This window comes from Paenibacillus sp. EKM206P (genome assembly GCF_011066155.1).
GTDB lineage: Bacteria > Bacillota > Bacilli > Paenibacillales > Paenibacillaceae > Paenibacillus > Paenibacillus polymyxa_D.
In genome coordinates this window covers 580,319-595,241 of the sequence record NZ_JAAMNQ010000001.1, presented here as the reverse complement: position 1 = coordinate 595,241, position 14,923 = coordinate 580,319, and the positions used below count along the sequence as shown (strand labels likewise).

At 39.7% G+C, this 14,923-nt stretch carries 11 protein-coding genes and 1 pseudogene; 4 read left to right on the top strand and 8 right to left on the bottom strand.

Annotation, left to right across the window (positions count from 1 at the left end):
- Positions 1–36 precede the first annotated feature (36 nt).
- Together G9G53_RS02850 and G9G53_RS02845 are read right to left on the bottom strand one after the other, a co-directional pair.
- Positions 37–768, bottom strand: coding sequence for a YiiX/YebB-like N1pC/P60 family cysteine hydrolase (locus G9G53_RS02850; RefSeq protein WP_029516572.1), 732 nt, complete (start codon positions 766–768; stop codon positions 37–39).
- Between the two features lie 1,016 nt (positions 769–1,784).
- Positions 1,785–2,102, bottom strand: a complete 318-nt coding sequence (locus G9G53_RS02845) for a DUF3102 domain-containing protein (protein ID WP_230584987.1) — start codon at positions 2,100–2,102, stop codon at positions 1,785–1,787.
- A 436-nt stretch (positions 2,103–2,538) separates the two neighbouring features.
- Between G9G53_RS02845 and G9G53_RS02840 the strand changes: the two genes are divergently transcribed.
- The 3 genes from G9G53_RS02840 to G9G53_RS02830 all read left to right on the top strand — a co-directional run bounded on the left by G9G53_RS02840 (position 2,539) and on the right by G9G53_RS02830 (position 7,504).
- A complete protein-coding gene (locus G9G53_RS02840) occupies positions 2,539–4,815 on the top strand; it encodes a preprotein translocase subunit SecA (RefSeq protein ID WP_029516571.1) in 2,277 nt (758 codons plus the stop codon).
- Between the two features lie 614 nt (positions 4,816–5,429).
- Entirely contained in the window at positions 5,430–6,674 is a 1,245-nt protein-coding gene (locus G9G53_RS02835; protein ID WP_029516570.1) for a hypothetical protein, read from the top strand.
- A 590-nt stretch (positions 6,675–7,264) separates the two neighbouring features.
- Positions 7,265–7,504, top strand: coding sequence for a DUF3139 domain-containing protein (locus G9G53_RS02830; RefSeq protein ID WP_230584966.1), 240 nt, complete (start codon positions 7,265–7,267; stop codon positions 7,502–7,504).
- A gap of 265 nt (positions 7,505–7,769) precedes the next feature.
- Here G9G53_RS02830 and G9G53_RS26800 read toward each other — a convergent pair.
- From G9G53_RS26800 to G9G53_RS02810, 4 genes and pseudogenes are all read right to left on the bottom strand, one after another.
- A pseudogene (locus G9G53_RS26800) lies at positions 7,770–7,889 on the bottom strand (DUF1805 domain-containing protein); the annotation flags it as partial.
- A gap of 659 nt (positions 7,890–8,548) precedes the next feature.
- On the bottom strand, positions 8,549–9,328 hold the full coding sequence (locus G9G53_RS02820) for a hypothetical protein (RefSeq protein ID WP_230584964.1): 780 nt from the start codon (positions 9,326–9,328) through the stop codon (positions 8,549–8,551).
- Between the two features lie 717 nt (positions 9,329–10,045).
- Complete coding sequence (locus tag G9G53_RS02815) at positions 10,046–10,534, bottom strand: hypothetical protein (RefSeq protein WP_029516567.1); 489 nt, start codon at positions 10,532–10,534, stop codon at positions 10,046–10,048.
- Positions 10,534–11,877 (bottom strand): WXG100 family type VII secretion target, encoded by a 1,344-nt coding sequence (locus G9G53_RS02810; protein WP_029516566.1) that lies wholly within the window; start codon positions 11,875–11,877, stop codon positions 10,534–10,536. The genes G9G53_RS02815 and G9G53_RS02810 overlap by 1 nt, the downstream gene beginning before the upstream one ends.
- 386 nt (positions 11,878–12,263) lie before the next feature.
- Between G9G53_RS02810 and G9G53_RS02805 the strand changes: the two genes are divergently transcribed.
- Positions 12,264–12,503, top strand: a complete 240-nt coding sequence (locus G9G53_RS02805; protein WP_165145173.1) for a hypothetical protein — start codon at positions 12,264–12,266, stop codon at positions 12,501–12,503.
- Positions 12,504–12,643: 140 nt separating this feature from the next.
- Here G9G53_RS02805 and G9G53_RS02800 read toward each other — a convergent pair whose 3' ends face one another.
- Both G9G53_RS02800 and G9G53_RS02795 read right to left on the bottom strand, forming a co-directional pair.
- Complete coding sequence (locus tag G9G53_RS02800; RefSeq protein ID WP_165145170.1) at positions 12,644–13,048, bottom strand: hypothetical protein; 405 nt, start codon at positions 13,046–13,048, stop codon at positions 12,644–12,646.
- 160 nt (positions 13,049–13,208) lie between these two features.
- Positions 13,209–14,579, bottom strand: coding sequence for a transcriptional regulator (locus G9G53_RS02795; protein ID WP_165145167.1), 1,371 nt, complete (start codon positions 14,577–14,579; stop codon positions 13,209–13,211).
- Positions 14,580–14,923: the final 344 nt, after the last annotated feature.

Sequence of the window (14,923 nt, the reverse complement as noted above, 5' to 3'; positions counted from 1 at the left end):
GGAAAAAATATATATTCCTGTGAGTGATTAGGTTTGTTAGTTACTATAGTAAATTGAAGTATTACCGGATTTAGCTATTTCCATTGGGGTAACAATAGGATCAATTGTTATATAATCAACATCAATCCCCTGAGTTTTCCAAGCCTTCCACACCAATTGTGAACAATAAAATTTAGCTTCTGTCCATGGATTAACAAAATTCCAGTTATAGGGTTTTCCAATTTGATTAGCTGCATATTGTGCAGCTGCCCTATATTGGGAACCCGAAGCCCCTTTAACGCTCATTCCATAAACATTTGAGCGACCTCTCCAATCATTTGTGTGATATTGAACTCCATCAGCTGGGAACGATTCTACTGTTTTACCACTTAGTAAGGAAACAATAGCAGCATGTCCTGGATATCCGAAATCAATACCCCACGAACTTGCGTTATAGGCAACCAAAATATCACCGACTGTTCCTAAACTTGATGCTGCTAGCCTAGGATTCTCCGAGCTATCAGTGAGCGATTGGCTAGTTTTTTGGTCATTCAATGCCTTCTCTTCCAATTCCCCGCTTTTTAGGATCTGAAGATCATTTTCATTATGTTTACGGAGTAACTCAATATCATTATCACTCATTCCAGCATCTTTCATTTTCTGATAAGAATTGTCATTAACACTGAAAGAAGGCGATGTTTCATCGGCGGCATAAATGTTTGCACTGGGAAGAAGAAGGATACTTAGAGCAAGACTAGCGGAAAAAGCCAAACTAAGAACATTTTTCATGATTATACCTCCAAATGGGATTTAATTGATATAAGAGAGTACTTGTTCAAAGTTTGTCTACATGTTTATCCATACTTCATTTTTTGTCCCTCCATATAACAAAGTCTCGTATGTCTATTTTTTGGAGGATGATGTATGTTAAATTTAGTTAGTTAGCTCCATAAGTCAAATAGAAATACGAGCTTACGCAATCACCTTCTAAGTAAGAAGTAGCAATTGCGAATATATTGTTTATGTCCGGCAGGATAACCGTCCAATAACAATCAATTTTTTTAAACAGAGATTTATGTAAAAAAGTATGTACCAGTAAATATAGATTTGGGCGATCTATACATGTGCTATAATCTCTAATTTTGATTAAAAATGTATATTCTAAGCTACTGGATAAAAATTCCTATCCAATATATTCAAATTATATACATAGATTCAATAAAAGTCAAATTGATCAACATTTTTTAAGCTATTTGTAATCATAGTTTGAAAGTAATATTTTGATGTTCTCAGTAAAGTGGATAGGAAGTTGACGCTGTGTCAACCATATGAGGGTATCACCAATTTGGGAGGCACTGTAGAGATAGTCTGTAACTACACCCGTATCGAAGCTCAATCGTAAAAATTGATCTTATGTGCATAAAACACTTATTTCATATGGTTTTTTGAGTCATTGTGGTTCAAAATTGTGCCAGAATATATTTAAATTGTTGCCGTATCGAAAAATAGCTAAAACATAGATAAATAAAGGGATTTGTGAAGAATTGCTTTACATCGTGGTTTCAATCGTAGGTATCGAGGAGTAATGTGTAAAAAAGCTTGATGCATCAAGTGAATTTTAAGTTATTATAAATTAAATTGTGCGAAATCAAAAATTAGAAAATCCTTTATTTATCTACATTTTTAAACACAGCAAACACGTATCGTAAATCGTAACAAGAATCGCGGAGTGGGAGTGTTATAATAGTCATTCCGATATTATCAATAAGAAAATCGATTCAAACACTCTATCATACTTACTCAACTCATATGTAATAGCTGAAGCCTAAGACAAATTGTCTCAGCGTTGAATCATACCGCAGCTCACGCACAGTCATTTCATCCACTGTTTTCTGTTCACCAGTTGAGGGGATGGTGTGTTCCTGATCAATAAACTCTAAGCGGTCTACAGATTCAGGCAAAGATAGCATTTCAAATATTTTACTGTTTGCCAAAAGCGACGACGTCGTCGCATTTCCGAATTGTTCAAATGCTTTAATCATTCTTTGTGCTGTTCTGGGAGTAAAATCGACTGTCTTTAGCCACTTCTCCCACTCACCATGAACTAAGTCATTCTCTTTCACATGCTTCAATTGTCGTGCCCAATCTCAAATAGCGACTGTCCAGCTATTTGTTTCTCGTGAATTGCGATTAAGCCTCCTATTTTAAATGTAATCATTATGTTAACCACGCTTCCACTTTAATAATACAAAAAGCCTTCCCAATAAAGGAAGGCTTAATATCTTTGGACACATTGTAGTTATTGAGCAGGAACATGCAGATTATTAATCGCCCATAAGTTAAAAAGGAAAAAGACGATAAAAATTGCTAAAACGACTCCGATAATGATAAAAATAGTTTTCTTTTTCATAGGCTTTAGTTGAATACCCAACTATCAAGCTGACCCTTGACATTTCCATATATTTTTTTTATTCCAAACTTTGCTATTGTTATAGAGTTTGATTATACTTTAGCCACTATTAGAATTGCGTGTTTCTAGCGAGGAGGGATCAAATTCCAATGAATTTAGCCGTCAAGTTGATGCAAAAATTCAAAGACCGCGATACTCAGAATAAGCTGAAAGGCTATCGGGACAAAGCGGAGCTCATTAGGAAACGGAATTTGGAAGCATGGGACGATCAGCGGCTGAAAGCGGAATCTCTCCGGCTGAAAAAGGAAGCAGAATCGGGTACGCCTTTGGACGAACTGCTTGTCGATGCCTATGCGCTAGTCTGCGAGGCAGCGAAGCGAAAGCTCGGATTACAGCCTTACGATGTTCAGATTATGGCTGCCATCGCTCTGCACGAGAGATTTGTGATCGAGCAACATACCGGCGAAGGAAAAACGCTCTCTGCTGTTATGCCTGCTTATCTAAATGCGCTGACCGGCGAAGGCGTTCATGTGCTCACTTTTAACGATTATTTGGCAAATCGGGATGCGGAGTGGATGGGTCCGATCTATCGTTTCCTCGGGTTAACGGTAAAATCGGTTCAAGCGGGCATGAGCTTGTCCGAGAAACGAGAAGCGTACGCCGCGGATATAACCTATGTGACGGCCAAAGAAGCGGGATTCGATTATTTGCGCGACACGATCACACTAAGCGAAGCCGATACCGTGCATCGTCCTTTCCACTACGTCATCGTCGACGAAGCGGATTCACTGCTTCTCGACGAAGCTCGGGTGCCGCTAGTCATCGCTGGCGAGCCGGATTCTTCCGGCAACGACGTAATTCGTTTCGCAGATGTGACTAGGCAGCTCGAGCAAGATAAGTATTACGACTTCGACGAGTTCAAGCGGAACGTTTATTTGAATGAGGCGGGCGCTGCGAAAGCGGAGGCGCTGCTGGGGTGCGGCAATTTGTACGAAAGCCATAATAGTCATTTGTTGTCGTCGTTAAATTGCGCGTTGTATGCGGAAACGTTATTGAAAAAAGACGTCGATTACATCGTCCGGGACGGGAAAATCGAGCTGATCGACGAATATACCGGCCGCGTGGCGGAGAATAGGCATTTGCCAGAAGGACTGCAAGCCGCGCTTGCAGCCAAAGAAGGGCTGCACTCGAAAGTCGGCGGGAAAATTCTCGGGACGATCACCCTTCAACACTTCATTAGCCTGTATCCAAAAATTTGCGGAATGACGGCTACCGCGTACGCTTCCGCCATGGAATTCAAAGAGATTTATGCACTGCAGGTCGTGCAAATTCCGCCGAACCGGCCAAACATACGGATCGACCATCCGCACCGAATTTATACACATAAAGAAGCCAAGCTTAAGGCGCTTGTACAAGAAATCTCGTCCGTACATGCGACGGGACGCCCAATTCTCATTGGTACGTCAAGCGTGGAGGAGTCGGACATGCTGGCAAAGGCGCTAGCGGTTGCCGACGTACCTTGCCATATCCTGAATGCGAAAAACGACGCAGAAGAAGCCGAGGTCATTGCCAAAGCGGGAGAAATCGGCGCCGTGACGGTGTCTACGAATATGGCGGGACGCGGCGTCGACATTCGGATCGGCGGTGGCAACCCTACGCAAGCAGAAGTTGTCGCCAAGCTGGGTGGGTTGTACGTGATTGGTACGCATGTGCACGAAAGCGTGCGGATCGACGACCAACTGCGCGGGCGTTCTGGGCGCCAAGGCGACCCTGGAGCTTCCGTATTTTTCGTAAGCTTAGAGGACGAGTTGTTACTTCGATTCGGCATCGATAAAGCGATTCGCGCCCACAGGCAGGATGAGACTCTCGAAGACCCGGTGCTACGCAGCAAAATCGCGCATATTCAGCGCGTTATTATGGGCCAGAACTTCGATATCCATCAAGAACTAAACCGTTATTCGGATATGGTAGAGGAACAGCGACGAATTCTATACGAGGAGCGGCTCGCAATTTTAAAAGGCAAGAAGCTGATGAGTCCTTTGGAGCAACGCGTACGGCTTTTTTATATTGACAAGTTCTGGGCCGACCATCTAGCATACGTTTCTTACCTTCGTGAAGGCATCCACTTGGAAAGCCTTGTCAGCGGCAATCCGATCGACGAATTTCATGCACAAATCACCCAAGCATACGAACAAATTCCAGCTAAAGTAAATAGCGAGTCGGCGAATATGCTTGTAAGGCTCGGAGGTTCGAATGATCCGGCGGAGTGGGAAGAGTTCGGTCTGAAGAGCCCTACTTCCACTCGGACTTATATAATCAACGATCAATACATCCAGAATATGCGCAGCTCATGGACCGCTATGACTGTATTTGCTTTTGGGATTCGCAAGATTTTGAGGCCTATATTCAAACTGTCAAAGTTTTGATGCAGCGTAGCTTTTTCGAGGATGAGCATTGACTCTGTGTTGACTTCGGACGTCCGCTTGGATTCCTCAATTTTATAATCGGTATAAACATACCTACCAATCACGGCCGCCAAAGCTATGGCGGCTTTTTTGCACTCATTTTGAGGAGGGATTTATATGCCAATGGCAACAAGCGTATCCGCTATAAAGCAGCCATTCTATAGAATGTAACCGCCATCGGATGTTGGGCTAATAGTCAAGCCTGATTTTGAGATTGATCCGTTATTCTTCTCTTTTTCTCAGCAATAAGTAAACCTAGCAGTACATATCCTCTGTACACTAATCCAATTAAAAGCACTCCGCCAGCAATAGAAAGGAGGATAACTAAAATGTTAAGTATAAATAGAAATAACTCCAAAAAGACACCTCCAAAGTAAATTAGTCTTTTTTATCTTATAGTAAAAGTCGTGTCGAAGTATCATAAAGCTTGTCATAAAACAAAATAAGAAAGCAGTTGAATGAAAGAACTAAGTTATTCAAAAAGGCTAATGGTCAGAGTAAAAGACTATATATACGCAACTTTTTTTCGTTTTTCTGGTATATATGATAAAAAAATGAAACTGGGTGTTTATTCAATGAGACGAATTTTTGTTTCTCTACTTGTATCTTCCTGCCTTCTTATTTCTGGCCTGCTTCTAGCGCCTCTGAGTTATGCGGAGAATTCAAATTCCAATCTTCCCGTTGTAGTAGAGGATGCGGCTGTGTTCTATCTGGTTCCGCACCAACTGACTGCCGAATTAAACAAATCTTCTTTATCGCTGGATTCCGTCTCCATAAAGACCGCTCCCCTGCTGAAGAAAAATAATCACTTGTATTTCCCGTTCAAATGGCTGGAAACAGCTCACTTGGCAACCACCAAGTGGGATGCAAAGACAGGCAGCACGTGGGCGGAGTTTGACACTGAGAACTCGGTACCTTTTTCCTCATTTCGGTTGATGCCTAACCAAGCAAAGATTTTCAGATACGAAGACGGAACCATGACAGCGCTGGATGAGCCAATCCCTAAAACGTTTATGAAAAACGATCAATTGTATATTCCAGCGTCACTTCTGCCTAAGATGGGAATAAATTATACATGGAGTAATGGAGTCATGCACTGGGTCTGGAACGACAAAGTAGTTAAAGCGCTTCATCCAACGTATACAACGGATAAGGAAAAAATCACTTTTAGTGCATTAGTACAAAAAGAGTTCGGGCATGCTTATCTTATGGTAAATACAGGGCACGGTGGCATGACAAGTTCCATTGGAGGTAGCATTAGCACGTTTAAGGGAAAAGAAAAAAGCATTGGAAAGCCGATTATAATAAATGGGCAAACATTTCGGCGGATTGAATATTCAGTTGAGCTTCGTCCCGGTCCAAATCCGTTGGAAATTACCACTAATGATAAAGGATCTGTTAAGATTATGGTGCATCGCAAAGTATTAAACCCGTCCTCCGTCCCTATTAGATACAACCATCCCGAGAACGAGCATGACATCCGCTTCACCAAGCCGACACAGGGGTACCTCCGTGTACAGGCTGGAGACCCAATAGCAATTGCTGGAGTCGTGACAGCTACGTATCTGGAAAGCAATGAAGTTTCTTTTGGAGTGGCAGCATTTCAGAACGGTGATTTTGTTGAAGTTGAAAAAAAGACCGTTATCCCCCTCAAACAGGATAAATTCTTTAGCGGTTCTGTCGTTATTCAAAAACCTGGCACTTATCTGGTCAATATTCTAAGTCCAGATGTATTTGTGGGAGGTAGTTCACCGTACGGCTCTGTCAAATGGGCTGAGATAGCAGTCGAAGTGTTGCCTAAAACCAAGAAAAACCCATAATTCTTCTCTTCCAGATCTAATACCAGCTAAATGGTAACAATAATCTTCAAACTTTGTTTTTCATTCATGTAACATTCCTCTCAATGAACAGATTTCAACTAACGTTTCCCGTTAGCTTAACAAAGATTTTTTTTAATACTAGGCTTTTCCTATACTAATTTGAATGGCTTCATAGTACAAGAATTCTACTTTTCCAAAAACATTATTGGAGGCTCACAAATGAGTAAATTTGAAAAAAATCTAATTAAGTATTTGTCTTACGGTTTTATTGTAGGAATATACTATTCCTTTATTAAAGGGCCAACAACAACGAGTACTCCGATCAACGGTATGTTTGAATTTTATACGGTACCCACTTCTACTTTTATTTTTAGAACATTATCAACCTCGTTTCTACTAAGCCTCTTTGCTGGAGTAGTGTATACAATTACTTTTTTGTGTATAAGAGGAAATAAGTAGATTCTTTGAATAACTCCAAAGCAAAAGAAGCTGTCCAAATCGCAACGGCTCCTTTTCTTAAGTAACGGTTCGAAGCAAATATTACGTCATTGGTAGCGCCACTTTAGCTTGCTCCAACAAAGGAGATAGTTATGAGAAAATATGGAATAGCAATCTTTATAGTAATGATATTCGCAAGCGTTTGGATGCTTAGTAGTTACGCTAAAAGTGATACTCAAAATAAAGTATTCGATTATCTTGTAAAAATTCAAGGATACAAACCATCTGAAATTTATTCAGTTAAAACTCAAATAGGTAAAGCTCCCTTAGTTAGTACACAAGTTATTTTTAAGGACGAAACCAATGCAAGGTATTTTAAAAGAGCAAGATAAAATTATTCAGCGTAGCTAAGCCCCCATTAAAGGAGTAGATGATGGGGCGTATAATTATTCTTTGAAGGATTATAACGGAAATGCAATGCACAGTCACATGCTTGTCCTCCTCCAAGAGGTCACAAAATTCAGTCATTTATAAGATTTCAATAGAATGAATCAGTAAAGATCAGTAAATTGAAAACTGCTATGAAAGCTTGTCCTGCTTGACTTTAAGGCTTAAATAAAGAAAATTTTATATCCCCTGAAATAGCCGCATCTTAGACGCACCACACATGATGTAACCACGGGAGTTAGAGATCGTTAACAGCGTTGTTTTAGGCAGTTTGACCTCGACTCCGATAAATGTATGCTCACCCACTTGAATAGGTTCCATGTGTATCATGGTGATTTCATGCACCTCCTCTTTGTTTATGCTATAAGCCTCCAATATTTTTGCAAGTCCCAGCCCACAATGAAAATAACCGAAAATACTTCTTATCAAATCCATGATAAAGAATTTTCCGATTCTTAAATCCCTCCTCTCTAATAGTTGTCCGATGAAAATAAAGATTTAGACTGGATTTGTTGGTCCTAAGCTGATTCTGAATTGCTAAATCGTCAGACTTGGAATAATAAGTTTTAGACTGACCCAAATATAAAACCAGCGGCAGTCAAGGACCTGAAAATAAAGTCCTAGACTGCCGCTGGTTTATTGAACTAACGTTCTCTGTTAGCGTAACAAGTGGTGCTAAATTATTTCATGCGATATATCTACAACCGTTTCGGTGCTGCCGATCGGCTTACCGTCAGTAAGAAACACCGAGGCGATAAATTCTCCCTGAATCGCTAGGCTTCCAATCGCCTTAAATCGTTCTACCTCTATTGGTTTTGCCGAAATAATCGGCTGGATCAACGTCTTCCATCAGTCCCCATTCGACCATATCTGGCGTACGGGTCAGCACTTTCCGATGCGACTGTCGAGAATCCTCTCTATCGCTGGATATTCCTCGAATCTTCGTTCAATGAAATGTTGAATAACCACCCCGTAAAGGGGCGGTTTTCTTATGCTTGCATGAATGCTTCTAACGGCTCCAGAGTCGCGAACGTCTTCTTTGCATCCTTCTTCCGTTGCTCATCATAGAGTTTGGTCAACTCTTCGAATGATTTAGCTTTAATCTTCGTATAACTCGATTTGGTGTATCTGATTATGTACGTCTTTACCCCTTCCTCTTCACTCCACTCGTAAACGACATCATATTTGTCCCTCAAATTCTTTAAATGAAGTGACCGGCGCAACACTGCAAAGTGTTCTTTAATGGCTTCATCACATTCCTCCATAATCTTCTCGTATGTGCAGCCAACTCGCATCAGAATCTCCAATGCCCGTTCATCGCCGTATCTCGCGAGAAATTCCTTCAACGAAACCAGCGCATATAGCATTATTTGTTCCTTGTCATTCGGATTCCTGTATTCATAACAGCCTACAACCAAATTGCGGTCGGTCATTTCCTCCTTACTGAATTGCATATTAAACAAATACTCGAGTGTCTTTTGCTTCATAACGGTTTCCAACATCTGTTCTTTATCAATCCTGATGCCCGTTGTCACCCACGGAAACGGTAGTTGGCCGTTACTTTCACGCGGTATGCTACCCCTAAGATTCAAAATCGGCATACCCGTAGCCATTGCGTACGATCTGTTATATCCGTCGCCCGCGAATATTTCCTGTTCTTCTTGCATGTGTCCTGCCCCTCCTTTTAGTACCAAGTTCCATTCGGCGCGTAGTGCCACCAGTTGTCTGCGAAGTGAATCTCCGCTCGATTCCAGCGAATTACGATCCAAATTACCCTCCGCATTTTCCAGTAATTTCTTGGTTAAGCTATAGTTCTCCGTTCGTATTATGAGCTGTGACCTACGCTTACGGGCTTTGCCACTTCACTTCCGCTCTTCCAATCCCGCTCTGTCCATTGTCAGACAACACTTTTATTTCCATCTCTCCAGGCACTTCATGAATCTCCGTTACAATCGGTTCAGACGAACCGAGAATAAGATCCTATAGTAGACTATTGCATATCCATAAACTACCACTTTTTTGTGTTGGTCTCCTATTAGTTCATCACCGCTGCTTTTCATTAACCCTCGAAGATACTTCTGGGATAAATTGTATCAAATGAGAACCATAAGTCCATCTGATGGTTGCGTTATCCTGCCCGTTGGCTAATGCCGGCTGCCAGTCTACAACTTTATTTTTCACGGTCTAATGCTTTGTTTTTCAGTCTAACACTTTATTTTCACAGAACAATAGTCTCATTAGACTATTTTGTTCTTCCCATAATTTTAAGAATGTATCATACTTCATAACATTCACGCACCTTCCGTATACTTTACCCATATCGCTAAGTTAGTAGCCTGATTGGAGACTCTCCTGTTTAAACCCGCCTCTTAATTCTTAGGTGCATGCAAATTATCTTCTTTATCAGATAAATTACTATGAAAAAAGCTTACTCCCATTTTATTGTTAAAGGAGCAAGCTTATAGATATTCATTAATCGTTGTGAATTATATTGATTTAGGATTTTTATAGCACCAGTTTGGATCATAGGGCAGAGATCTGAACTTCTGCATATCTTCCCAACTGTAGACCCAATCGTAATCAGGAATCCAAAAATAGTCAGTAGGATTTAGCTTGAGATATTCATATATAAATCGAAAAATCAGCTCTTCAACACCATAAACATCTTCAATACATCCTACTTGATACAAGGACAAGCTTGAATCTAATCCACTAATATCCTCATCATGCTCATAATTAATTTCGTAATTATAAATTCCATCAATATAGAATATAAACTGCTGGTTATTTTCAGCACCTAGTGGGTTATAAGATATATTTAGAGTTGTTGAAAAAAACTGTTCGTTCTTATATTTTTTATCATTGTCAAAATATAATCCAGCATCTGCATGAAAGGCAGCTACGATTGCATCTCCTAGTAATTTCTCAGGTGTATATTTTTCTCGTTCTATTAAAATAAAAGCCGAACTCCCCATCACTTAACCACCTTTCTTAATTCCTCCAAGGAATTTACAACAGTTACTCCTAGCTTCTTGATATTATCTAATTTTTCTATATTACTTTGAGATAGATTGCCCAAAGGCTTATCAATATAAAGTATAACTTTCTTCTGTTCTGGATTAAAATAAAGCTTATCAGTAGTAATTGTCATTTTCTCAAGTTGTCCTTCTTTAACTGCTTTGATCGAAGCCTTTACCTCAATTAATTCATTTTTTGTAACCACATCTAAATCACCTGCAAATTGACCATCTTTCTTTAATATTTTTTGCCCAAAACCAGTGACTTCACGTTCTTCTTTTAAAAAGCCAGCTACTTTTGCTTCAGTTGCCTTTCCTACATCTGAGCTATTCATAAAGTTTTCAATATCACGGTTAATATTTTTGGGATGTTGATCAACCCATGTCAGTTCATTGCCAGCAGGGTTTGTATATTTCGTCTTATTTCCTTCCTTAATTATGCTACCCCTATTGTAATTGTGGGTTCCCTCGACGACATGCGGTGCCTTTTCTGCCTTAGCTCCCGAAGAAGGAGTGGATTTTGATGAGCCTCCACCTTCTCCTTTCGCCATCTGCCACAATTCTGCTGAGCTTTCCCCTGCTCCTTTTGCACTTTTAACCGCAGTTGTAGCTCCATGCGCCGCCAAAGCTGCCGATCCAATTAATCCGGGTACCCCAATGATACTCCCTACACCTGTAGATGAAACAGCAACGGATAATCCTTCTCCACCTATTCCAGCTACTACCTCACCTGCCCCTTGCAATGTTGTAGCTACATTTCCGAGAATTTCTCCTACTTTAGCTGCCATGGGATGATCATAATTCCGTTCTTTATCAGGCCATATCCCCACTGTCAAATTCCCCTGAATAGCTCCTTTTGCTCCCTGTGCAGTATCCCAAAGGATTTCTCCTTGAAGTTTGCTAGCTTCCATTTGAGCCTCAGCCTTAGTGATCTCAGCTTGTCCAATCTGTTCAAAAATTTTATGTAACCAACCTTCACCTGTGGATGCTTTTTTAACAGGGGCTCCGAGCCACGGCACATCCAGTACGATTTTTTCCCCGTCCACCTTTGCAAAGTTTTTTGAAATAAAAATAAGTTCTTGTGCTACTGTCGATAGTCGTTCAATCGTCACACTCATGGATTGTCGAGAAACCTGAAACTCCTGAAAAAATCTCTCTTGGGTAGCCCCAGACCAGCCTTGTTGGACAAAATCAATTCGTCCACTCAAAAAATTCAGCATACGTTCCATTTCATGCTTTCTGTGTAAGAACTGATCAGCCACTTCCATCAATTTGTCAGGTGGAACTAATATTCTCCCCATTCTACCACGCCCACTTTAATTTTGATGGAAATAATCTTATCAGAAGGGGTGATTTAGGGAAATCCATCTGCTATCCTGTTATTTCCTTTTAATCCATGTGACATTTGAACTGAAATAAACAGATTTATTATGTCTAAAGTAGTGTATAACGCTGTTAGATGATGCCTAAGTCAGTTTTAGCTGTTCTATCCATATGATAGTGATCAAGTATTGATTATATCATTATTACTTTTTTTGATTTATAATAATATAATTGACATAATATCAATAAACATCCTTACTATATAATTCTAGGACGCTATATTTAAAGGCTTTTCCTATATAACTTTGAATGGCTTCATAGTACAAATTTCACCTTTTCCATAAACATTATTGGAGGCTAGTAAATGAGTAAATTTGAAAAAAATCTAATTAAGTATTTGTCTTACGGTTTTTGTGTAGGAATTTATTATTCCTTTATTAAAGGGCCAACAACAATGAGTTCTTCAATCAACGGTATGTTTGAATTTTATACAGTACCCACTTCTACTTTTATTTTCAGAGCTTTATCAATCTCGTTTATACTAAGCCTCATTGCTGGAGTGGTGTATACAATCGTTTTTTTATGTATAAAAGGAAATAAGTAGATTTCCCAGAAAAATCCCAAAACAAAAGAAGCCAACCCATCGCAATAGCTCCTTTTCTTTATCGACCCTTTATTTAATTGACTAACTATGCAAAAAAGCTTGCTCCCATTTTATTGTTAAAGGAGCAAGCTTATAAAATATTAATCATACTCAATGAACACATTGCCGTTTCCATTGACGGCTTTCTGTAACAATATAATTATATCGTTCTTAAGATCAGGAAGTACAGGTAATATATTAGTCAAACTTTTCGCTTCTTCCTCGGTCAAATATTTAATATCAAATGAATCAAACAATTGTAGGGTCTCTCTAATATTTTCCACTTCCCATGGACTTTCCTCATACCAGCCTTCGTGGGCATAATATTCACTTAGTATATTACTTTGTGCAGATTCTAGTTGAACCAAACAATCCATTAATGTATCAAAGTATCCATTCCATATCTTCAATACATAGCATTTATCTGAATTTGTATAAATCAATCTTATTTCTGGTTCTCCTTCAAATCCAGCATAGTAGGTATCATTTATTTTATCTATCTTCATCCTATTACTCCTTCTAATGGCTGTGATTTTGAACTTGAGAGCATTTTATTCTCAGACTGCCACGTGGTGACCCGTTGGTCTGTAATTCGAGCCATTCTCTCAATGCTCAATAGGAGGTGCCTTCACTGCTACTAACATAAACTGGAATGGTGGGATCAGCTTACTCTTCATCTTCGTTGACCGCTTTAATCAGATTTCCATAGACTTCCTTCGTGTGAGCAGATGCATGTTCTTTAAAATGTGTAAACAACCTCATACATCTGATTGCTTGTATTCTATTATTAGATTCAGCAGACTTTTCCAAACAGCTAAACAAAAATGCGAAGCCTTCTGAAAACCTCCCCTTGCGCAAAAGATAGATCGCCAATTCCCTTAAAAAATGAGTAAAACGTTCTGTAGTAAATTGTTGATTGTACACCCCCATACACTCAGGCTTATCCAGCAACGTGAAGATTTCCTTTTCAAATTGCTTTAGAATATGATCAATATCTAAACGAAATCGATTTGCAGCTTCAATTATATTATCTAATCCAGGAAGTATCTCTTCACTCCTGGAAGAAAAGGACGCTACATAATCATCCAAAACACTAATTTCACCAGCGTGAAGTTTATTTACATAAGCGTTGGCTTCAGACCACTCTTCATACCGCCTTTTCCATTTAAAGGTGACTTCATCGGTTTCCTTCACCCAACTTAAATCAGCATATTTGTACGTATGTTGAAGTGCCTTTTCATAATCTTTACGTGCTTCACAAACTTCAGCACGAAGCAGATGAGAAAACGCCCAGTAAGCAAAAGGTGGAGAAACAGGTTTCTTCAAGTTCTCTTTTTTTACGTCATGAGCTTGGTCTAACTTATATTGAATATCTGCTTTAATCTCCAGAGCTTTGGCGAATAGTTCTACTTTATCCCATTTTCGTAACGAACGGTATGTATTCGCCAAGTCTTTTAATGCCTCTAACTGATCTACCTCATCTAACCGTTCAATGTAAGGCTCAAATTGAACGGCTGCATCATAGTTTTTCTCTTGATCGTCTCTAATACGAATCGTAAACAATCGATACTGGCAAACTGCCAAGCGTTCTGAATACTGATACTTTTCCCCTTCTGCTACATTTTCATAAAGGAACGCCGCTGCTTCAGTATAACCTTTTTTATAAGAATCCTCGGCCACTTCAAAAAGTGAAGGAAGATAAACAGGATTATCTAGCAACATACCTACAACTCTTCGCAAGCAATCAAGTCGCCCTAACTCCGCGCACCGGTACAAAAAAGGGCTGATTCTTCGCCAGTTGAGCGGTTCTTCCTCAATACATTCATCAATATAACGTTCATAAAAATAATCCGGTGGTAAATCCATTCCCATAGTGATGCGATCTAGCTGGTGAACAGAAATAGACCGGTTGCCCGTCACAATGCCACTAACTGTACCTACGTTCAAATCAATCATGTGACCAAACTCGGTCATGGTTAAGCTTTTCCGTATCAGATAGGTTTGTACTTCTGCTCTAATCGTAGGTGTGATCTCCATAGATAAACCACCCTTTCAACATAAACTCAACATATAATATGCAGTTAAACGATGTAATAGAGAAATGGTTAGTAAAAATCACTTTATCACCCATAATTGTATCGTCTTTTAGAACAAAGCCATACACCCTTCAGTTGTGTACAATAACACACATTACATTTTTGCACTTTTTACATATATTCCTCAAAAGAAGATTTCCTCATATTGCTGATATACAGCAAAATAAAAAGGCTAGACGGATCATTCCGTCTAACCACTTAATAATGGTGATTTTCTAGGTTCTACTGTGACCTTGAACTTGAGACCTTTTTATTCTCACATTCCTCCGTGTTTTCCAGTCGGCT

What these genes read in the sequence shown, in the direction of transcription:
- G9G53_RS02850 (WP_029516572.1), bottom strand. Translation starts at nt 768, where the DNA reads ATGAAAAATGTTCTTAGTTTGGCTTTTTCCGCTAGTCTTGCTCTAAGT.
- G9G53_RS02840 (WP_029516571.1), top strand. Translation starts at nt 2,539, where the DNA reads ATGAATTTAGCCGTCAAGTTGATGCAAAAATTCAAAGACCGCGATACT.
- G9G53_RS02835 (WP_029516570.1), top strand. Translation starts at nt 5,430, where the DNA reads ATGAGACGAATTTTTGTTTCTCTACTTGTATCTTCCTGCCTTCTTATT.
- G9G53_RS02830 (WP_230584966.1), top strand. Translation starts at nt 7,265, where the DNA reads ATGAGAAAATATGGAATAGCAATCTTTATAGTAATGATATTCGCAAGC.
- G9G53_RS02815 (WP_029516567.1), bottom strand. Translation starts at nt 10,534, where the DNA reads ATGGGGAGTTCGGCTTTTATTTTAATAGAACGAGAAAAATATACACCT.
- G9G53_RS02810 (WP_029516566.1), bottom strand. Translation starts at nt 11,877, where the DNA reads ATGGGGAGAATATTAGTTCCACCTGACAAATTGATGGAAGTGGCTGAT.
- G9G53_RS02805 (WP_165145173.1), top strand. Translation starts at nt 12,264, where the DNA reads ATGAGTAAATTTGAAAAAAATCTAATTAAGTATTTGTCTTACGGTTTT.
- G9G53_RS02800 (WP_165145170.1), bottom strand. Translation starts at nt 13,048, where the DNA reads ATGAAGATAGATAAAATAAATGATACCTACTATGCTGGATTTGAAGGA.
- G9G53_RS02795 (WP_165145167.1), bottom strand. Translation starts at nt 14,579, where the DNA reads ATGGAGATCACACCTACGATTAGAGCAGAAGTACAAACCTATCTGATA.